The organism is Neisseria perflava, assembly GCF_002863305.2.
GTDB classification, from domain to species: domain Bacteria; phylum Pseudomonadota; class Gammaproteobacteria; order Burkholderiales; family Neisseriaceae; genus Neisseria; species Neisseria perflava_A.
This window is the reverse complement of record NZ_CP136962.1, coordinates 940,445-959,364: the sequence shown is the minus strand read 5'-3', so window position 1 is coordinate 959,364 and position 18,920 is coordinate 940,445. Positions and strand designations below refer to the sequence as shown.

Genomic DNA, 18,920 nt, shown 5'->3' with positions numbered 1-18,920 from the left:
ATGCAAATACTGACTTTTGATGAAGCGGCACGCAGCCGCTTGATGGAATTGCTGGATGCCAAATCCGAAGCCCACAACACCATGCGTTGTGATGAGGTTCAAGGTTTCATGATGGCATTGTTGAGTGGCCCAGATGCTTTGAATCCGACCAACTGGCTGCCTGAGATTTTGGGTGAAGAATCTTTGTTTGATGCCAAAGAGCGCACCGAAATCGAGCGTTTGGTCATGGCAATGGCCGCCGATATGCGCATGAAGCTTAACGAGAAAATCCTGCCTGATTTGTGGTTTTATGAAGATGAAGCCGGCAATCCGGATTTCTACACTTGGTGTAACGCCTATCTTTACGCATTGGATATTGTGCCTACCGATTGGTTTGAAGCAGTCGATCAAGAAGAGTTTGAGGATTTGTTCTATCCGATTATGGCTTTGGGCGGCATCTATGATGATGAGGAAAACGGCGAAGTCATCTTGCATCTCAATGAAAAAGAGTTGACCCAGCTGGAATCTGATTTGCCGCATGTCCTGCTTGATATTTACTGGTATTGGCAGGCCATCATCAATAAACCTCAAACCGTACGCCGTGAAGGCGAAAAAGTGGGGCGTAACGATCCTTGCCCTTGTGGCAGCGGTAAAAAATACAAAGCCTGTTGCGGTAAATAAACAGCGAAATAAAAAGGCCGTCTGAATGCTTGAAATTCAGACGGCCTTTAATGTTTTGTCTTAGAACAACGAGGCCAACCAAACAAACAGGATGGTTAGTGCGATGGTCAAGGCACAGCCGATTTTGGCTACTGTGCCGATGATGAAGCCGATAAACGTACCGATACCGACTTTGCCTGCCTGCCAAGTGTCTTTGCGTGCGATAAATTCGCCGATGGCCGCACCGGTCAACGGGCCGAGCAACAAGCCGGGAATGGAGAAGAATGCGCCGACGATGCCGCCGATAAATGCACCCCAAACCGCGGTTTTACTTGCTCCGGTATATTTTGCACCTAATGCCCCCGCCACATAGTCCATTGCAGTACCGAATACGGCAACGATAGCCAAAAAGGTCAGCGTACCTGAGCCAAACACTTGATAATTACCGGCATAACCCAATAGCCATGCGCCACCAAACATCAAGCCCAATCCGGGTAAGGCAGGGTAAATAGTGCCTAAAATGCCGACAACAATGGCAATCAAGCCGAGAACGATGAGAACAGCAGCCATGAGGTTCCTTTTGAATTTAAGAGTGTAGGCAGTATTATGGGCACGTTTTGTTATATTTTCATGAGAGATTGTGCAATAAAATGAAAAATTATCCGGAGGCGCGCCCAATTAAAATCGATGGATGAATATCTGAGCGAATTATTGTGAATCATGCTCTGAATGATTGAATAAATTTCTATTCAAATATAAAAGCAGGCCTACCAATACGGCTAAGTACACTGCAACCCAATACGCATCTGTATAACCAATAGCCTTTGCCAGCCGAAGGGCGGCGAAACCGGCCGCGTAACTGCCGAGCAGAACCACGGAAAATTGCAGGCTGCTGTCGAGTGCGGCGGTGGCACGGTTGGATTTGTCCATCACCAACGCCAGTATCACCGGCAGCAGCAGTGTGTAGCTCAGGCTCAGGGCGATGATTTGCGCGGGCGGCAGCCAAGGGTGGACACGTGCGAACGTATCGATGGCGGTCATGGACGCCAAAAGCGGCAGTTGCAGCGCGTAGAGCAGGAACACGAGTTTGCGGCGCGGATAATTGCGCGAAAACCAGCCCGACAGCGGCGTAACGATCAGGCAGGCAACAGGAATGCCCACCGCCAGAATCCCGCCCGTCTGCTTCGGGTTGAAGCCCAAATCCGCCAGCTTGGGCACAAAGGTTGCCGCCATAAACGCATACGGTGCGGCAACGGCAAACAGCAAAACCAGCCACCGCCAGCCTGTTTCAGGTTGCTGCCAAAAAGAAACCAGCCGCGTTGCCAACGCCGTCCAACTGCCTTGCGCAGTCGGACTTTCCGGCTCGCGGTAGTACAAGAGTTGCAGCAGCATCAGCAGGCTGAACGCCAGCATCAAGCCCGCAGCCGCCGTCTGTCCGTATTCCTGATACAGCCACAACACCAGTGCGCCTCCGATCATCTTGCCGCCGCGCGCCGCCATCGTCTGAATCACGCCGCCGAAACCGCGTTCGCGGTGCGGCAGGACGATGCATGACAAACCCAGCATCGCGCAGCCGTACACCGCCGACATCGCCGAGAGCAGTATGCAGCAGGTCAAAAGCAGCGCGAAGTTCTGCGTTATGTCGGTACAGGCCATCAGCCCGAACACTGCCGAAAGCCCCAGCGTCGCCGCCAGCAGCCAGCCGCGAAACCGCCCGAACCGCCCCGCCGGTCGCCGCTCCATCAGTGCGGCAAACAATACCTTCGCCGCTTCGATACCACCGATTAAATGTATCCAGCTCAGTTGGTTCAGGCTGTAACCGTGATTTTTCAAAATAGCGACCAGCGCGACCAGATAAAAACCGGTTAGCGTGAATTTGTAAGTGCTGCCGCCGATAAGCAGCAGCCAGTCGCGTGAGTTTGGGGAAGTCTGATTGTCGGACATCACATGATTCTTTTGAAGATGAGGCAAATAAAGGGACAAGGCCGTCTGAACATATTGGGTGGCAATACTCAATTTGTATTTAAATAGGTTTAGTATCTTTTCAGACGGCCTTCAACGCTTCTTCTGCGCGAAGCAGGGCGGTTGTTTCATCTGCTTCGACGATATAGTTCACGCCCAGCGCGGGGCCGAGTTTGGACGATTGTTCGCGGAAGAACGCCAGCTGCGCCGCGTCGGGTTCGATAAGGAGCATGGCGGCGCAGCGTTCGGACAGTTGCGGCCGATGTGCCTTTATCCATTCGATGTAGGTTTTGCGGTCGGCAATGCGCTGTTCATCGCTTACCTGCCGCTGCATCGGGGTGCAGACGGTGGCGAAGCGGGCGTTTTGGTTTAACAGGGTTTCGAATTCGGTCAGCCAGTTGGCGAAGTCGGCGACGTGGGTCAGGTCGGTCAGGTAGATGGTGCCTTCGGGCAGGGTTTTGGCAGGGGTGAAGTAGTGCATGGGATTCCTTTGGGTGTTTTGGAGGAATAAACGGTAGGTCGGGCATAAATGTCCGACCTATGTTTTTTCAGACGGCCTCTATCATTTCAGCTTCATTTAAAACTTCCATTCCGCGCTCACACCCACGCTTCTGGGACGTTGGTAGAGCGCGTCTTGGCGGTCGGTGCTGGAAATGAATATGGGTTGGTGGCGGTTGAACACGTTGTCGGCGTAGAGCGAGACGCGGCCTTGTTTGAAGTTGTAGGCGGTGTAGAGGTTGACTTGGTTGTATGCGCCGATTTTGCCTGATTCGGCATTGTCGGCGGCGGAGTAGTAGCCGCCGTAGAAGCGCACGTCGCCGCCGGCTTCCCAGCCTTTGTCGTTCAGGTATTTCACGCCGATGTTGGCGGTGTATTTGGGTGCGCGGCCGAGTTTGTTGCCTTCGATGCCGCTGTCGGGATAGCTTTTGATTTTGGTGTTGAGCAGTCCCAGTCCGGTGATGAGTTTCAGGCTGTCGGTCGCCTGCCAGTCGGCGGCGAGTTCCGCGCCGTAGGTATGGACTTTTTTGGCGTTGCGGATGACGACGGAGTTGGTGCCGAGATAGAAGGGGAGCTGCATGTCGCGGTAGTGGTTCAGGAACAGGTTGCCGGAGAGTTGCAGGCGGCGGTCTGCGCTGCGCCAGCGGGTGTACCACTCGTAGTTGTTCACATATTCGGGCTCATAAGTGTAGGTTACGACGGGGCGGCCAAAGGTGATGCCCGCGCCGCCGGGGTTGTAGCCGCGCGCGGCTTTGATGCCGCTGACCCATTGGTCGGTGGGTTTGAAGGCGATATCGATTTTGGGCAGGAACACGGTCTGGCCTTTGTCCAAATCAAGGTGCAGTGCGCCGCTGCCGCCGCTTCGTTTGTGCGTTTCTTTTTCAAGGCGTGCGGCGGCTGTGATGTCCCATTTTTCGCTGGGGCTGTATGTGGTTTCGGCAAACAGGGCGCGCACGCTGTTGCGGTCGTCAAAGGTGTTGCGGCCGCCGACGCTGCGGATGTCCACCCATTCGTCTTGTTTGCTGCGGAAGTAGTGCAGTCCGGCAAGGCCTTTCAGACGGCCTTTGTTTGAAAAATGCAATACCGGTTCCCATTGCAGTTCGCGACCTTTGAGTTCGGCGGGCACGCCTTGCGGGCTGACGGTCATCGGCAGGTGCAGCCGCTCGTTGTGGTAGCGGCCGTAAACCAGTTTGTTTTCCAGTTTCAGATAGTCGTTAAGCTGCCACGATACGTCCCAGATGCCCGATGTCGAGCCGGTTACGAACACGGGTTTTTCTTTTAAAAAACGGCGGCTGGCGGTGTTGCCCATGATTTCGTTTTGCGGCGCGCGCGAACGGATGTGGTTCAGTGTCAGGCGGCTGTAAAAATCGGGATGGTTTTCGGGCGTGAGCAGGAGTTTGAAGCGCACATTGGTGTTTTCCACGCGGCGCGGGTTGCCGGTCGGCTCGTAGGACACGAACGGCTCGTAGCTTTCGCGCTGCTGCCGCTCCGCGCTCAGGCGGAAGGCAAGGTTGTTTTTCACAATCGGGCCGGACACTACGCCGGCGATGTTGCGCGTTTTTTGGTTGCCCAAACCCAAGCGCAGCGCGCCTCCCCATTCGTCGGTCGGGTCTTTGGAACGCATCACCACCGCGCCCGCCACCGCGTTCTGCCCGCGCACATGGCTTTGCGGCCCGCACAAGACTTCCACCTGCTGCATGTCCCACAGCGACTGCGTGCCGAAGGCGTATTCGTTGTAAGTGGCGGATCGGCCGTCTATGGACAGGTTTAGGCGCGGCCGCGTGCCCGCGAAAAACGCCACTGCGCCGACGGCAGGACCGGAGCCGTCCACGCCGCGCACGGTCGGCAAATCGTTGCCGCTGCCCAAGTCCACCGTGTTCACAGTCTGTTTGAGCAAGTCGGTTGCGGAAAGATTGTGGCCGCTGCGGTCGATGTTCGGCGTGGTGAAAACGCGGTTGGACGTGGCGGTTTCAAAGCCGCTGCGGTTGGTGCGTTCGCCGGTTACGACGACTTCTTCCAACTGCACTTGTTCCGCATCGGCGGCATAAATCCATTCGGAGGCGAAAGCGGCGGCAATCAATAGGGGGAGGCGGCGGAGGGTGTGTTTCTGCATTTCCTTATCCTTTCAGACGGCATACGTCGGGGTGGATTGAACATCAGGTAATCCAATTGCTCCGTCAGTATGCAAATATTTGTGTTTACATATTTACATAAAACAAACTATTAATGTAAAGTATAAGAAATAAGAAACAGGAATGCAAGTGTTTATCATTCACTTTACTTCCCTCTTATCTTGTGAATCGTCCAAAAAAATCCCTCTCCTATTTTTGGGAGAAGGTTGGTGGAGGCAGATTCTGTAATCTTCATGAATTTGGCCTGCTAAGCATCCGATAGCCCTCATTCGTAGAGCGGAGCGGAGGGATTAGGAAAGAGGTCGTCTGAAAGCCGCCATATTGCCATTGCCGCCATGGGGAAATATGATAAGCATCCGACTTGCGGATAACTTTAACGAACCTCCTTTATGAACAAAATCAAAATCTTCTTACCGTCATGACCGCCAGCAAACAACAAACCATCACCGACACCGCCCGCCACTTATTCCGCGAACATGGCTTTTCCGCCGTATCCGTAGGCAGTATCTGCGCCGAGGCCAGCGTCAGCCGCGTCACTTTTTACAAATATTACAGCGGTAAAAACGCACTCTTGCAGGAAATTGTTACCGAGCAGAAAAACCGAGTCCGTGCCGAATTTGAAAATCTGCTTGAACGGCAATGCAGCCTCCGCGAAGCCGCCGAGGCTGTGTTTGCCCTGCAAAAACAATCGTTTGAAGAACTCTATTCCGCCGCTTTCCTGCGCGACATTGAAGAGAACACCGATTTGGAGCTGGAGCGGTTTTTCCACGAATTGAACGAAGAAAAATACGCCTTTATGCGCGGATTCTTCCATGCTCTGCAACAACGCCGCCTGATTCAGCCTGATTTGCCGGTGGAGCTCATCGACCTGTTCATCCGTCAGGCGGATATATTGATGCGCCATCCGCAACTGGCCGCGCTTTATGCCGCCGCGCCGCAAAAGTTGCCGCAGGATATATTGGGGTTGCTGCTGCACGGTTTGTCAGGGAAAGAATAGATAAAAAAGAATAGAAGAATTTTCAAATATGAATATTCAGACGGCCTTTCAGTAAATAGCTACCGAAAGACCGTCTGAAAATTAAATAGAATTATAAACCGCAGGTTTTAGGTTTATTTGCCAGAATATTGATGACTTTGCGTTCGGCTTTTTGCGGTTCGATTTTGATTTCGCTTTCGTCTTCTTCGCTGCCGTCGGAGAAACGTTCCGGCATTTTTTCGCTGTCAAACGCCAAGTCGCCGCCGTGTTTCAGGCTTTGACCGCGCTCCAAGCCGACAAAGTCGAAAAGTTCGGTATCGGCCAAATGCGATGGAACGACGTTTTGCAGGGCGGAGAACATGGATTCAATACGGCCGGGGAAGCGTTTGTCCCAATCGCGCAACATATCGCCGATGACTTGGCGTTGCAGGTTGGGCTGAGAGCCGCAGAGGTTGCATGGGATAATTGGGAATTGCTTCAGCTCGGCGTATTTGATCAAGTCCTTCTCTTTGACATACGCGAGAGGACGGATGACGATGTGTTCGCCGTTGTCGCTGACCAGTTTGGGCGGCATGGCTTTGAGTTTGCCGCCGTAGAACATATTCAGGAACATGGTGGCAAGAATGTCGTCGCGGTGGTGTCCCAAGGCGATTTTGGTGCAGCCCAATTCTTTTGCGGTGCGGTAGAGAATGCCGCGGCGCAGGCGGCTGCACAGCGAACAAGTCGTTTTGCCTTCGTCCAACACGCGTTTGACGGTGGAGTAGGTGTCTTCTTCAACGATTTTGTAGGGGACGCCGATGCTTTCGAGATAGGTCGGCAATACCTCTTCAGGGAAGCCCGGCTGTTTTTGGTCGAGATTAACGGCGACCAGTTCAAAATCAATCGGCGCGCTGGCTTGAAGCTGGCGCAGGATGTCTAAAAGGGCGTAGCTGTCTTTACCGCCTGAGAGGCAGACCATGATTTTGTCGCCCGGCTCGATCATGTTGAAATCGTTAATCGCGTCGCCGACGGCGTGGCGCAGGCGTTTGCTGAGTTTGTTGTTTTCTAATTCTTGCTTGGTTTTTTTGGACATGGCTGTTTGTGCTTTGAAATAATAGAAAAATTTAAGGGCGGTATTGTACCGCAAAAGAATAAAGGCCGTCTGAAAAACTGCGCCTGCTTGGTTGAAGCGGCGTTTTCAGACGGCCTGATATTTATGCTTTATTTGATTTGAAGGGCGGTAATTTTGATTTCAACCTTCCAGTCGGGCGAAGCCAGTTTCGCCTCCACGCAGGCGCGGGCCGGAGCGCGTTCAAGGGCTGTCCATGCGTCCCAGGCTTCGTTCATGGCGGCGTAGTCGTTCATATCGGGCAGATAGATGGTAGCTTCTAAAATATGGGCTTTGTCGGATTGGCATTGTGCGAGCCATGAATCGATTTGCGCCAAAACGTTTTCAGTTTGCGCTTTGGCATCGGCCTCAGGATTTTCGGGAACCATGCCGGAGAGGAAAACCAAGCCGTTGGCTACGACGGCTTCCGAATAGCGTTTGCTTGCACCAAGATAGCGGATGTCCATGTTGTCTCCTGATTTCAAAAAGAAGGTATGGTAACATTGCAGTTGTTTACGTTCCACATTTAAGAGGGGCCGTCTGAAAAGGATGGCAGAAAACAACCCATGAGTAAAGCAGAATATCCGGTTACGCAGGCAGTGCGCTTTTTACGCAGTAAGAAAATTGATTTTGTCCCTTATGTTTATGCGTATGAAGAACATGGCGGTACGGCGCGTTTTGCCGAGTGCACGGGCAAGCCTGAGCATCAAGTCATCAAAACAATCGTCCTGCAGGATGAACACAAAAAAGGCTTGGTTGTTTTAATGCATGGCGACAAGCATATTTCCACCCGCAATTTGGCGCGAGAACTGGGCTTGAAACACATCGAGCCGGCAACGGCAGATCAGGCAACGAAATGGACAGGCTATTTGGTTGGCGGTACGTCGCCATTCGGTATGAAAACCGCGTTGCCGGTTTATGTGGAAGAAAGCATTTGGGCTTTGGACGAGATTTTTATCAATGGCGGCAAACGTGGGTTTATCGTAGGCATGAAGCCTGAAAACCTGCGGACGCTCAATCCGCAAGATGTTCATGTTGCAGTGGACGCGTAAAGGAGGGGAATACAGATGGAACAAGTGAATTTATACGAAATTTTGGGCGTGTCTCAGGATGCTGATATTAACGTTATCCGCGAGGCTTACGGCAAATTGGTGGCCAATCCGGATATTCAGAAAGATGCGGAGCGGTTTAAAGCTATCGGACAGGCGTTTGAAGTATTGTCTCATCCGGAAAAGCGTTTGGCTTATGATGCGGCTATGCAGTACGAACGTCAGGAAGTCAAAGACAATAGCTTCAATGATACGGCGACAAATGTGGTCAATACGCCCAGCTCAGACGTGAAAAACTATGTTTTTATCGCTTATGTTACATATGCTGTGGGCTTATTGATTTTGTTTACCCCCGTTGTCGGTGTGATTATGGCGTATGTTAAACGCGATGAGGCTCAAGGCAGTATTTACGCCAGTCATATCGATTATTTGATTAAGACATTTTGGGTGTCTTTGGTGGGTACGGTTTTGGGAACTTTTACTACACTTATTTTGATTGGTTGGTTGATTCTGTTGGTAACTGCCATTTGGTTTATTTACCGTGTAGTCATCGGACTGATTAAACTGAATGAAGATAAGCCCGTCTCCAATCAAGGATGGTTCTAAAGCATGGCATATTTATTGGCAAGTATCGTTTGCAGCGTGTTGGTTTCCGTATTGCTGAAAGTGGCGCGCAAGCAAAAAATCAATATCGAGCAAGCGGTGGCGGTGAACTATATCGTTGCCATCACTTTGACCATGCTGGTGTTAAAGCCTGATTTGAGCAATCCTCAGGTATTTTTACCGACTTGGTGGCTTTTTGCGGCTTTAGGTCTTTTGCTGCCAAGCGTGTTTGTCATTATGGGCAAATCGGTAGATGCAGCAGGTATCGTCAAGTCGGATGCAGCACAACGTTTATCATTGTTTCTGCCGATTGTCGCTTCATTCACGCTTTTCCATGAGCAGTTGACCGAAGGCCGTCTGATTGGTTTGGTATTGGCATTTACGGCACTGTTTTTCTTGCTTTGGAAAAGCGATGGCGGCAAGAAATCCGGCGGCCTCAGTACGCAAGTGATGCTGCTTTTGGGCGTTTGGTGCGGCTATGGCGTCATTGATATTTTGTTCAAACAAGTGGCAAAAAGCGGTACCGCGTTTGCCGGTAATTTGCTGGTGGCATTTTGTTTGGCAGGTATATTGATGTTTGGCTACCTGTTTGCCAAAGGAAGCAAATGGACCAAAGAGGGTATAGTGGGCGGTATGATTTTAGGCTGCCTGAACTTTTTGAATATTGTTACCTACATCTCGGCACACCAAATCATGAAGGATAATCCGACCTTGGTGTTTGCCGGTATGAACATCGGCGTAATTGTTTTGGGTACGCTGATTGGTGCGGCAATGTTTAAAGAAAAAATCAGCAGCATTAATGCAGCCGGTATCAGTATTGCTATTTGCTCGATAGCCTGCCTGTTTTACTGGCCGCAGATTCGCAGCTTGGTAGGTTAAAAATACTTATGCCGTCTGAAAATTTTCAGACGGCCTTATTTTTATTATAAAATAGCCATTCATGCGCCGATTTGGCCGTATGGGAATTATTTTGCGCTTACGGGCGTTTCTATGTTAAACAATAAGTTGAACTCACACAATAATATCGATAGTTACATCATGAAACATATTAAAAAACACATTCAATGCGCCGTTCTCGGCATGCTGGTATTGTCCGGTTGCCAATCGTATCAGGAAGATCAAAGCCGCCGCAGTAAAATGGCACAATTTGCGCTTAACCATCCCGTGGCCGCCCAAGTCATCGGTATGGAGGACGAAGGCTTAATCAATATGACCAGTAATGCCACACGCTTTGCCGAGCGTACAGGTTTGGATGACAAAGCAAACGGCGACAGCAGGGGAACACAGGTCAATGCCGTACGCCAAGCATTATGGCAGGCGGCGATTGCTTCTAAATTCGACAGCATTATTGCCGAAAAAGCAGGTAATGCGCGCCTGACGGATATGGAGTTGCGAGAAGGTAAAGACGACTACTTCAGCCGCTACCTTGCCGACCAAGCGGTCGATCAACGCAACAACCGTATCGGCCGCAGTATCGGCAGTGCCAAGCCCGACAGCGATATGAAAACGCTGGCGGCAAGCATTTTGTTCTACTACAACAAAGTAGGCTTATGGACGGCTTCCGAAGTGAACAACCGTTGGCGCATCAAACAGGAAAAACTTTCAGACGGCCAGTATGCCGAGGCATTGAAAAATATCGCCAAATTGGATCAAAACGGTATGACCGAACAGGAACGTAATAGTTATAAAACCGGTACGCTCAGCGAAATCAAACGTTCGGTTAAAGCCATACGTCAAGTCGAAGACTGATTTTAAGACTTCATTATTGAAAGGCAATTGTTATGAATTTCCCTCCGCGTTATGTCTCAAACACCCGTATGCGCCGTATGCGTAAAGACGATTTTTCACGTCGTCTGATGCGCGAGCATACTTTGACGGCAGATGATTTAATCTATCCGGTTTTTGTATTGGAAGGCCAGAATCAGGAAGAGGCAGTCCCATCCATGCCGGGTGTCAAACGCCAAAGTTTGGACAAATTGTTGTTCACTGCTGAAGAAGCACTGAAGCTTGGCATTCCTATGCTGGCTTTGTTTCCTGTGGTAACGCAAAACAAAACCGAGTTTGCGGAGGAGGCTTATAACCCTGAAGGCTTGGTACCGACAGTAGTGCGAACCCTGCGCGAGAAATTCCCAGAGCTGGGGATTATGACCGACGTTGCCTTGGACCCTTATACCATTCACGGCCAAGACGGTTTAACCGATGAAAATGGCTATGTCCTCAACGATGAAACCATTGAAGTTTTGGTAAAACAGGCTTTGTGTCATGCCGATGCAGGCGCACAAGTCATTGCCCCGTCAGACATGATGGACGGACGCATTCTTGCTATCCGTGAAGCCTTGGAAGATGCCGGACATATCCATACACGCATTATGGCGTATTCGGCAAAATATGCTTCAGCATTCTACGGCCCGTTCCGCGATGCCGTCGGCAGCTCCGGCAATTTGGGTAAGGCAGACAAGAAAACCTACCAAATGGACCCTGCAAATACTAACGAAGCCTTGCACGAAGTCGCATTGGATATTCAAGAAGGCGCAGACATGGTAATGGTAAAACCGGGTTTGCCATATCTGGATGTCGTCCGCCGAGTTAAAGACGAGTTTGGCGTACCGACTTATGCTTACCAAGTTTCCGGTGAATATGCCATGCTTCAAGCTGCCATTCAAAATGGCTGGTTGGATGGTGAGAAAACCATTTTGGAAAGCTTATTGGCATTCAAACGCGCCGGCGCCGATGGTATTTTGACTTACTACGCGATTGAAGCGGCAAAATTGTTGAAGAAGTAAAATAAAGAAATAAATTAAAAAGCGGCAAACAGTGTTTATCCTGTTTTGCCGCTTTTTTGTATTATTTAATTTTGGGATAATTACTTAAATTCTTCTATTTTTTCTGGTTATCGATTTCTTTTTGTAGTATCCTGTTACAAAAAATGTTACTGACACAGGTCCTCCAGTCCATCCTTTCCATTTCCTACCTAGAAAAAATCTTAGGTTTCATCCTGTCATCTATCCGGATCTGACTGAATTGAAGACTGTTCGATTTTTCCTACTTAAAGACAAAGCCTTTAAAAAACTTTGATCAAAATCTGCTTGATGGTTGATTATCTACCAAGACTGTATTAGAAACAAAAATAATTCCTCTTATATCTGATTTTCAATTTTTATGTGGCTAAGCAGGATTTAGAAGCCAACACTCTAAGGTCTAGTATCCTTTATTCAAAATATGAAATAGGTCATCTCTTAAAACGATTCCATCATCTTCTATTAAATAAGCGATATGTTCCCAGAATGTTAACTCTTGTTCAATGGGCTCTTCCAAATCTGCCACTTTATTCATCAGATCTGTTGCAATTTCCTCTGCTTGATAAGCCTGACTCTTATAGAATTTTGATTTTAAAAGAAAGACGGCAGACATAAATAGAGAATAGGAAGAAACAAAAGCCTGTAAAGAATGATTGACAAAAATTCTTGGCTTTTGAAATACTTCTACTCCTTCCGAATTGCAAATTAAGAAGATCTGGTTCTTTTGGCTAATCACAAAATAGCCTAAAAAACACTGTCCGAAAAGAGTATATCTGTCTTGCTCTTTCCTTATTTCCAATAGCTCATTGCCTGCTTTTACAAAAGAGAATCCCATCTTGGAATAATCCTCTAAATAAGCAAAGAGATTGAAACGAATCTCATCAAAGCTGAGTTTTCTCTTTTTTATGGAGGTGTGAACTCCTTGTTCCTTCAATGAATCATCTATATTTACTTTCATCTGTTTATCCTATTTCCTAGGCTATTTTTACCAAGCATTTTTAACTTTCAAACCTTGATGATTGCCTTTTTTCTTAGTCATATGAAAAGGCTTACTTATTTTAAGACTTTCTCTTTTTTGTATCTCTAAGAACTCATATACGAGGATGTATTTCAAGAAAATATGGGTATACAAGCATATGGATAGACACCATAACTCGTTTTGCAAGCCGCTTCTTCGAATGGAATCCAGATAGCCTGATAAAGGAAATGACAGATGCAACAGAGCATAAACCCATTATAAAAAAGGATAATTCCTATATTTTTTCAATTTATTATCAATATAAGTGGATTGAATTCTTAGTTTTCTTTAGAGTTTGAATAAGGTTTATTTTGGAAATCTGAAGAGTTTTGTATATTAAACAAAGGCCGTCTGAAAAAAACAGTCTACTGATTTTTCAGACGGCCTTATATGATTTAAACTTTAGTGGTGGCTGCAACCGCCGTGGGTTTCACGCAATGCTTCGGCTGCTTGTTCGTCTGCGTGGTAGCTGGAGCGGACCATTGCACCGATGGCGGCATTGGTAAAGCCCAATTCGTATGCTTCTTTTTCAAAAACTTTGAACTGGTCAGGCGTTACATAGCGCAAGACAGGTAAGTGGCCGTCTGAAGGTTGCAGATATTGGCCGATGGTAATCATCTCGATATTGTTGGCACGCATATCGCGCATGATTTCGCGCACGTCCTCGTCTGTTTCGCCCAAGCCGACCATGATGCCGGATTTGGTCGGGATATGTGGCATCATTTCTTTGTAGCGGCGCAGAAGCTCGAGGGAGTGTTGGTAGTTGGCACCCGGACGGGCTTTTTTATACAGGCTTGGATGGGTTTCCAAGTTATGGTTCATCACGTCGGGCGGTGTTTCTGCCAAGATTTCCAGTGCGATGTCCAGACGGCCGCGGAAATCGGGAACGAGGATTTCGATTTTGGTATTCGGGCTGGTTTCGCGGATGGCTTTGATGCAGTCGGCGAAGTGTTGGGCACCGCCATCACGCAGGTCGTCACGGTCGACGGAAGTGATCACGACATAGCGCAGGTTCATGGATTTGACGGATTCGGCCAAGTGTTTAGGCTCGTCAGGATCCAACATGTTGGGGCGGCCATGGCCAACGTCGCAGAACGGGCAGCGGCGGGTACAAATATCGCCCATGATCATGAATGTGGCCGTACCCTTGGTAAAGCATTCGCTGATATTTGGACAAGATGCTTCTTCGCATACGGTATGCATTTTTTGTTCGCGAAGAATGTTTTTGATTTCAAAAAATTTTTTGCCCGGTAATTTAGCGCGGATCCATTCGGGCTTTTTCAATTTTTGTTCCAATGGAACCACTTTAATCGGAATGCGTGCAGTTTTGTCTGCGCCTTTCAGTTTGATGCCGCGTTTGGGGTCGTGTTTTACTTCTTCACTCATGGTGATGTGTTCTTTCTGTCGTTATGAAGGCCGTCTGAAAAGCTGATTGCGGCCTTTATGGCCTAAGGGTTTGTTGATTCAGAGGGGCAGTTAAAAGATGGCGTTTGGGTCGAATATTTCAGACGGCCTTATGCCAGCTCTTTTTGTAAATGCTTGGTCAGTTTGTCTGAAACTTCTGCCAAACTGGGTGCCGGAGAAACATAGTCGGCAATTTGGGTCATTTCCATCCCGGCATAACCGCAGGGGTTGATGTGGGTAAACGGGCTTAAATCCATGTTCACGTTAAGCGCCAAGCCGTGGTAAACGGAGCCGTCTTTAATACGCAGGCCTAGGGAAGCGATTTTACGCTCGCCGACGTAAACGCCAGGACGTTTTGGGTCGGCGGCTGCTTCGATGCCGTATTCTGCCAAGGTGGCGATGATGCTGTTTTCAAGTGCGGAAACGATATGGCGGACGCTGGTTTTACGGCGTTTGAAATTGATCATCGTATAGACGACCAATTGACCGGGACCGTGGTAGGTAATTTGACCGCCTCTGTCAATTTGGACAACGGGTATATCGTCGCGAATGAGGAGGTGTTCGGGTTTGCCGGCCAAGCCTTGGGTAAATACGGGCGGATGTTCGACCACCCATAATTCGTCTTCGGTATTTTCGTCACGCGAGGCATTGAATGCCTTCATGGCTTCGAAAGTCGGCAGGTAATCGACCAAGCCTTTGTGCACGATTTTCATTACAACACCACTTTAACCAATTCGTGGGAAGTCAGGTCGCGGTAGATATTGTCCAACTGCTCTTGATTATCAACATTTACATGGACAGTCGCGCCGGTATAGTTGCCTTTGCTGCTTGGGCGCGTAGTGATGTGGTGCGGCTCGGTATCGGGAGCATGTTTGCGCACGGTTTCCAAGATGGCGGATTCAAATTCCGGATGAACCGCGCCCATGACTTTTACAGGAAAGGTGCAAGGGAATTCAATTAATGATTTTTTTTCGGTTGAGTCTGTCATGGTTTACTACCTTGTTTGGTTTGCCAGGGCCGTCTGAAAAGTTTTCAGACGGCCCAAAATCCGATATATTTTATCGTAAACGTCCATATCGGGCTATTAAAAATGATGTTTTCGAAAATAGGTGCGGATAAGCTGTTTTCAAGTCTTGAAATGGAGCGCTTCAGCCCAATTTTGAGCTACATTCTGATTTAACAATGATTGAGATTATTAACTATGCCGACAAAAGACAAATATTTCGAGGAATACAGTGCGCTGGCTACTTTGCCTTTACGCGATGTCGTGGTGTATCCGCATATGGTATTGCCGCTGTTCGTCGGTCGTCCTAAATCGATTGCAGCCCTTGAGGCGGCAATGGCTAATGATGATCCGGTTTTCCTGTTGGCCCAGCTTGACCCTAATACAGAAGACCCTAAAGCTGAAGATTTGCACCAAACTGGTACGGTTGCCCAAGTTTTGCAGGTTTTGAAGCTGCCTGACGGTACTGTTAAAGTGTTGGTGGAAGGTATCCGTCGTGCGCGCGCGTTGACGGTTGACGAAACAGGCGGATTGTTTTTGTCCCATGTTGAGGTGATTGATGAAAATAGCGACAAGGACAATCCCGAAATTGAAGCCTTGCGCCGTACCTTGCTGACTCAATTTGAGCAATATGCGAAATTGAACAAAAAAATCCCTGCCGAAGTCATCAGTACCATCAGCAGTATCGATGACAACAGCCGTCTTGCCGATACGATTGCCGCGCATTTACAGCTGAAGTTGGAGCAGCGTCAATATGTGCTGGAGACCGCCGGCATTGTCGAACGTTTGGAATTTCTGCTGGCTCAGTTGGAAGCCGAACTCGACATCATGCAGGTTGAGAAACGCATCCGTGGCCGTGTAAAACGTCAAATGGAAAAATCCCAACGCGAGTATTACTTGAATGAGCAAGTGAAAGCGATTCAGAAAGAATTGGGCGAAGAAGACGAGCGCGGCGAGCTGGACGCGTTGGAAGCAAAAATCAAAGAAGCAGGCATGAGCAAAGAGGCTGAAGAAAAATGTCTGTCTGAATTGAAAAAACTGAAAATGATGCCGCCGATGTCTGCGGAATCTACCGTCGTGCGCAACTACATCGATACTTTGCTTGAGTTGCCATGGAAGAAAAAATCCCGTGTCAGCAAAGATATTGCCAAGGCTGATTTGATTTTGAATGCCGACCACTATGGTTTGGAAAAAGTCAAAGAACGTATTTTGGAATATTTGGCTGTTCAAAAACGTATGGACAAGCTCAAAGGCCCGATTTTGTGTTTGGTCGGTCCTCCGGGAGTGGGTAAAACTTCCTTGGGCGAATCGATTGCCAAAGCTACAGGCCGTCAATATGTGCGTATGGCATTAGGCGGCGTGCGTGATGAAAGCGAAATCCGCGGCCACCGCCGTACCTATATCGGCTCTATGCCGGGCAAAATCCTGCAAAACATGGCAAAAGCGGGTGTAAAAAACCCATTGTTCCTGCTTGATGAAATCGACAAAATGGGCAGTGATTTCCGTGGCGATCCAGCCAGTGCATTGCTTGAGGTGCTTGATCCTGAGCAAAATAACAAGTTTGCCGACCATTATGCCGAAGTCGATTACGATTTGAGCGATGTGATGTTTATTGCCACTTCAAACAGCTTGAATATCCCGACTCCGCTGCTTGACCGTATGGAAATCATCCGTCTGTCCGGTTACACGGAAGATGAAAAAATCAATATCGCCATGCAATACCTTGTGCCGAAACAAATGAAGCGCAATGGTGTGAAAGAGGGTGAGTTGGTGGTTGATGAAAGTGCGGTGCGCGATATTATCCGTTACTACACCCGCGAGGCCGGCGTCCGCTCGTTGGATCGCGAAATTGCCAAAATCTGCCGCAAAGTAGTAATGCAGGTTACCTTGAATGAGGATAAGAAAAAAGCGTCCAAATCCAAAACAGCAAGCAAGGCCAAGCCTAAAGCAATTAAAGTTACTGAGAAAAATCTGCATGACTATCTAGGCGTGCGCCGTTTCGACTATGGCGTGGCCGAAAGCGAAAACCGCATCGGCCAGGTAACCGGTCTGGCTTGGACTGAAGTCGGTGGCGAGTTGTTGACTGTTGAGGCGGTTGCCTTGCCGGGCAAGGGTACGATTCAATGTACCGGCCAACTGGGCGATGTGATGAAAGAATCAGTATCGGCCGCATGGTCGGTTGTCCGTTCCCGTGCCGAATCAGTGGGTCTGGCTCCTGATTTTTACGAGAAGAAAGACATTCACGTCCATGTGCCTGAAGGTGCGACGCCGAAAGACGGTCCAAGCGCAGGTATTGCCATGACTTTGGCGATGGTTTCTGCCTTTACCAAAATTCCGGTGCGTGCGGATGTGGCGATGACCGGTGAAATCACTTTGCGTGGCGAAGTGTTGCCGATCGGCGGTTTGAAAGAAAAACTGCTGGCTGCTTTGCGCGGCGGCATCAAGCATGTATTGATTCCGAAAGACAACGTCAAAGATTTGGAAGAAATCCCTGAAAATGTCAAAACCGGTCTGACCATCCATCCGGTCAAATGGATTGATGAAGTGTTGGCTTTGAGTCTGGAAACTCAGCCTGAGCAATGGGCGGCTGAATTGGCGGTTGCTGAGACCCCGCAAACTTCTAAGACGAAGTCAAGAACAAAAGCAACCAAGCATTAAGTTGGCCGTCTGATGTTGCAAAAAATGTGGTTTTGCCCTGAATGCCACAAAAATAGGGCAATTCCACATCTTTTACTTGACATGATAATTTCAGAATTGCTATAAAGTGCGTATGTGCTTTAAAAGTGCTTAAGCCCCGAGTATTCGGGCATTTCATCATTTTTTACGATAGGAAGGGACTAATTGTGAACAAGTCTGAATTGATCGAAGCAATTGCTCAAGAAGCCGGCATTTCCAAATCTGCTGCGCAAAAAGCTTTGGATGCTACTACTAATGCCGTAACCAACGCATTGAAAAGCGGCGACACTGTTACTCTGGTCGGTTTCGGTACTTTCTACGTCGGCGAACGCGCCGAACGTCAAGGCCGCAACCCAAAAACTGGCGAGCCTTTGACTATTGCTGCTGCTAAAACTCCTAAATTCCGTGCCGGTAAAGCATTGAAAGACGCTCTGTAATTTAGAGTCTTTCCCTGAATGGGAATAAAAAACCGATTTGATTCGGTTTTTTATTTTGAAGGCCGTCCGTCTGAAACCTTTCAGACGGCCTTTAGTTTGTTGAGTGCATAAAAAGGCTGAAATCCTAATGATAAAAGGATTTTAGCCTTTTTAGTTTATCTTGTTACATTTGATTTTTATATTGATATACCTTATCATTAAGGGAAACAATAACAGTATTCAAAACAAACCGCACTTATCGAAAGAAGGGGCAAATAGCCATTCGTAAACAATCTTTCAAATGTGCTACACATTCATCATACTTCTCACGTTTTTTCAATAATCTATTTTTAAAACAAAAAGAAAAGAGAGACTTATGTCTGCTGTTCCTTTGTCGCGCCTGAAAAAAGGCGCAGTCGTACATATTGATTCCATTGCTCCCAATCCTGTTTTTGGTGATTTGGATACCTTGGTAACCCGTCGTCTTGCAGATTTGGGTTTTTCCAGCGGAATGCCGTTGCAAGTGATTGCAGTGGGTGGTTTTGGGAGAGGCCCGTTTGCGGTACGTTTGGGTAACCAATCTCAATTTTCCCTGCGTTCGGAAGAGGCCGGGAAGATTATGTGTCGTATCGTTGAGGCCGTTTAAGGCCGTCTGAAAG

The 18,920-nt window shown here is 48.5% G+C and carries 20 protein-coding genes; 10 read left to right on the top strand and 10 right to left on the bottom strand.

Translation table 11 applies throughout. From position 1 onward, the window contains the following. A complete protein-coding gene (locus tag CYJ98_RS04280; protein ID WP_049348483.1) occupies positions 1-660 on the top strand; it encodes a YecA family protein in 660 nt (219 codons plus the stop codon). 60 nt (positions 661-720) lie between these two features. Here CYJ98_RS04280 and CYJ98_RS04275 read toward each other — a convergent pair whose 3' ends face one another. The 4 genes from CYJ98_RS04275 to CYJ98_RS04260 form a co-directional block, all read right to left on the bottom strand. Continuing rightward, positions 721-1,209 (bottom strand): DUF456 domain-containing protein, encoded by a 489-nt coding sequence (locus CYJ98_RS04275; protein WP_101755487.1) that lies wholly within the window; start codon positions 1,207-1,209, stop codon positions 721-723. Between the two features lie 138 nt (positions 1,210-1,347). Beyond that, positions 1,348-2,583, bottom strand: a complete 1,236-nt coding sequence (locus tag CYJ98_RS04270) for an MFS transporter (RefSeq protein ID WP_101755486.1) — start codon at positions 2,581-2,583, stop codon at positions 1,348-1,350. 100 nt (positions 2,584-2,683) lie between these two features. Further along, positions 2,684-3,082 (bottom strand): extensin, encoded by a 399-nt coding sequence (locus tag CYJ98_RS04265; protein ID WP_101755485.1) that lies wholly within the window; start codon positions 3,080-3,082, stop codon positions 2,684-2,686. 96 nt (positions 3,083-3,178) lie between these two features. Beyond that, the gene (locus tag CYJ98_RS04260) at positions 3,179-5,212 is read right to left on the bottom strand and encodes a TonB-dependent receptor (protein ID WP_101755484.1); all 2,034 of its coding nucleotides are present in this window, start codon (positions 5,210-5,212) and stop codon (positions 3,179-3,181) included. Positions 5,213-5,649: 437 nt separating this feature from the next. Here CYJ98_RS04260 and CYJ98_RS04255 point away from each other — a divergent pair, with 437 nt between their 5' ends. Further along, entirely contained in the window at positions 5,650-6,228 is a 579-nt protein-coding gene (locus CYJ98_RS04255) for a TetR/AcrR family transcriptional regulator (protein ID WP_101755483.1), read from the top strand. Positions 6,229-6,319: 91 nt separating this feature from the next. On the opposite strand, the gene ttcA is transcribed toward CYJ98_RS04255, so the two are convergent. Both ttcA and CYJ98_RS04245 read right to left on the bottom strand, forming a co-directional pair. Beyond that, a complete protein-coding gene (ttcA, locus tag CYJ98_RS04250) occupies positions 6,320-7,279 on the bottom strand; it encodes a tRNA 2-thiocytidine(32) synthetase TtcA (RefSeq protein ID WP_004519719.1) in 960 nt (319 codons plus the stop codon). Positions 7,280-7,407: 128 nt separating this feature from the next. Then, on the bottom strand, positions 7,408-7,761 hold the full coding sequence (locus tag CYJ98_RS04245) for a RidA family protein (RefSeq protein ID WP_101755482.1): 354 nt from the start codon (positions 7,759-7,761) through the stop codon (positions 7,408-7,410). 99 nt (positions 7,762-7,860) lie between these two features. Here CYJ98_RS04245 and ybaK point away from each other — a divergent pair, with 99 nt between their 5' ends. From ybaK to hemB, 5 genes are all read left to right on the top strand, one after another. Next, positions 7,861-8,346 (top strand): Cys-tRNA(Pro) deacylase, encoded by a 486-nt coding sequence (gene ybaK, locus CYJ98_RS04240; protein ID WP_101755481.1) that lies wholly within the window; start codon positions 7,861-7,863, stop codon positions 8,344-8,346. A gap of 15 nt (positions 8,347-8,361) precedes the next feature. Next, the gene (locus CYJ98_RS04235; RefSeq protein WP_101755480.1) at positions 8,362-8,949 is read left to right on the top strand and encodes a DnaJ domain-containing protein; all 588 of its coding nucleotides are present in this window, start codon (positions 8,362-8,364) and stop codon (positions 8,947-8,949) included. Positions 8,950-8,952: 3 nt separating this feature from the next. Continuing rightward, on the top strand, positions 8,953-9,825 hold the full coding sequence (locus tag CYJ98_RS04230; protein ID WP_101755479.1) for a DMT family transporter: 873 nt from the start codon (positions 8,953-8,955) through the stop codon (positions 9,823-9,825). A gap of 159 nt (positions 9,826-9,984) precedes the next feature. Then, complete coding sequence (locus CYJ98_RS04225; RefSeq protein ID WP_070608363.1) at positions 9,985-10,695, top strand: DUF6973 domain-containing protein; 711 nt, start codon at positions 9,985-9,987, stop codon at positions 10,693-10,695. Positions 10,696-10,727: 32 nt separating this feature from the next. Beyond that, positions 10,728-11,729 (top strand): porphobilinogen synthase, encoded by a 1,002-nt coding sequence (hemB, locus tag CYJ98_RS04220; RefSeq protein ID WP_003683488.1) that lies wholly within the window; start codon positions 10,728-10,730, stop codon positions 11,727-11,729. A gap of 415 nt (positions 11,730-12,144) precedes the next feature. On the opposite strand, the gene CYJ98_RS04215 is transcribed toward hemB, so the two are convergent. The 4 genes from CYJ98_RS04215 to CYJ98_RS04200 all read right to left on the bottom strand — a co-directional run bounded on the left by CYJ98_RS04215 (position 12,145) and on the right by CYJ98_RS04200 (position 15,154). Beyond that, positions 12,145-12,702, bottom strand: coding sequence for an immunity protein (locus tag CYJ98_RS04215; RefSeq protein WP_101755478.1), 558 nt, complete (start codon positions 12,700-12,702; stop codon positions 12,145-12,147). A 462-nt stretch (positions 12,703-13,164) separates the two neighbouring features. Continuing rightward, on the bottom strand, positions 13,165-14,148 hold the full coding sequence (lipA, locus tag CYJ98_RS04210; RefSeq protein WP_070591250.1) for a lipoyl synthase: 984 nt from the start codon (positions 14,146-14,148) through the stop codon (positions 13,165-13,167). 128 nt (positions 14,149-14,276) lie between these two features. Continuing rightward, positions 14,277-14,879: a lipoyl(octanoyl) transferase LipB gene (gene lipB / locus CYJ98_RS04205; protein ID WP_049352317.1), complete on the bottom strand. Its 603-nt coding sequence runs from the start codon at positions 14,877-14,879 to the stop codon at positions 14,277-14,279. Next, a complete protein-coding gene (locus tag CYJ98_RS04200) occupies positions 14,879-15,154 on the bottom strand; it encodes a YbeD family protein (RefSeq protein WP_101755477.1) in 276 nt (91 codons plus the stop codon). The genes lipB and CYJ98_RS04200 overlap by 1 nt, the downstream gene beginning before the upstream one ends. Before the next feature lie 213 nt (positions 15,155-15,367). On the opposite strand from CYJ98_RS04200, the gene lon reads away from it, so the two are divergent. The 3 genes from lon (at position 15,368) to CYJ98_RS04185 (ending at position 18,907) form a co-directional block, all read left to right on the top strand. Then, entirely contained in the window at positions 15,368-17,827 is a 2,460-nt protein-coding gene (gene lon / locus CYJ98_RS04195; RefSeq protein ID WP_101755476.1) for an endopeptidase La, read from the top strand. 185 nt (positions 17,828-18,012) lie between these two features. Beyond that, a complete protein-coding gene (locus CYJ98_RS04190) occupies positions 18,013-18,282 on the top strand; it encodes an HU family DNA-binding protein (protein WP_070625332.1) in 270 nt (89 codons plus the stop codon). 355 nt (positions 18,283-18,637) lie between these two features. Further along, complete coding sequence (locus CYJ98_RS04185; RefSeq protein ID WP_003746882.1) at positions 18,638-18,907, top strand: FeoA family protein; 270 nt, start codon at positions 18,638-18,640, stop codon at positions 18,905-18,907. Positions 18,908-18,920 lie beyond the last annotated feature (13 nt).

Bases quoted from the DNA above. Each gene is read 5' to 3' on its own strand.
- ttcA (WP_004519719.1), bottom strand. From the start codon at position 7,279: ATGTCCAAAAAAACCAAGCAAGAATTAGAAAACAACAAACTCAGCAAA.
- CYJ98_RS04270 (WP_101755486.1), bottom strand. From the start codon at position 2,583: ATGTCCGACAATCAGACTTCCCCAAACTCACGCGACTGGCTGCTGCTT.
- lon (WP_101755476.1), top strand. From the start codon at position 15,368: ATGCCGACAAAAGACAAATATTTCGAGGAATACAGTGCGCTGGCTACT.
- CYJ98_RS04235 (WP_101755480.1), top strand. From the start codon at position 8,362: ATGGAACAAGTGAATTTATACGAAATTTTGGGCGTGTCTCAGGATGCT.
- hemB (WP_003683488.1), top strand. From the start codon at position 10,728: ATGAATTTCCCTCCGCGTTATGTCTCAAACACCCGTATGCGCCGTATG.
- ybaK (WP_101755481.1), top strand. From the start codon at position 7,861: ATGAGTAAAGCAGAATATCCGGTTACGCAGGCAGTGCGCTTTTTACGC.
- CYJ98_RS04215 (WP_101755478.1), bottom strand. From the start codon at position 12,702: ATGAAAGTAAATATAGATGATTCATTGAAGGAACAAGGAGTTCACACC.
- CYJ98_RS04260 (WP_101755484.1), bottom strand. From the start codon at position 5,212: ATGCAGAAACACACCCTCCGCCGCCTCCCCCTATTGATTGCCGCCGCT.
- CYJ98_RS04265 (WP_101755485.1), bottom strand. From the start codon at position 3,082: ATGCACTACTTCACCCCTGCCAAAACCCTGCCCGAAGGCACCATCTAC.
- CYJ98_RS04185 (WP_003746882.1), top strand. From the start codon at position 18,638: ATGTCTGCTGTTCCTTTGTCGCGCCTGAAAAAAGGCGCAGTCGTACAT.
- CYJ98_RS04255 (WP_101755483.1), top strand. From the start codon at position 5,650: ATGACCGCCAGCAAACAACAAACCATCACCGACACCGCCCGCCACTTA.
- CYJ98_RS04230 (WP_101755479.1), top strand. From the start codon at position 8,953: ATGGCATATTTATTGGCAAGTATCGTTTGCAGCGTGTTGGTTTCCGTA.
- lipA (WP_070591250.1), bottom strand. From the start codon at position 14,148: ATGAGTGAAGAAGTAAAACACGACCCCAAACGCGGCATCAAACTGAAA.
- CYJ98_RS04225 (WP_070608363.1), top strand. From the start codon at position 9,985: ATGAAACATATTAAAAAACACATTCAATGCGCCGTTCTCGGCATGCTG.
- CYJ98_RS04275 (WP_101755487.1), bottom strand. From the start codon at position 1,209: ATGGCTGCTGTTCTCATCGTTCTCGGCTTGATTGCCATTGTTGTCGGC.
- lipB (WP_049352317.1), bottom strand. From the start codon at position 14,879: ATGAAAATCGTGCACAAAGGCTTGGTCGATTACCTGCCGACTTTCGAA.
- CYJ98_RS04280 (WP_049348483.1), top strand. From the start codon at position 1: ATGCAAATACTGACTTTTGATGAAGCGGCACGCAGCCGCTTGATGGAA.
- CYJ98_RS04200 (WP_101755477.1), bottom strand. From the start codon at position 15,154: ATGACAGACTCAACCGAAAAAAAATCATTAATTGAATTCCCTTGCACC.
- CYJ98_RS04245 (WP_101755482.1), bottom strand. From the start codon at position 7,761: ATGGACATCCGCTATCTTGGTGCAAGCAAACGCTATTCGGAAGCCGTC.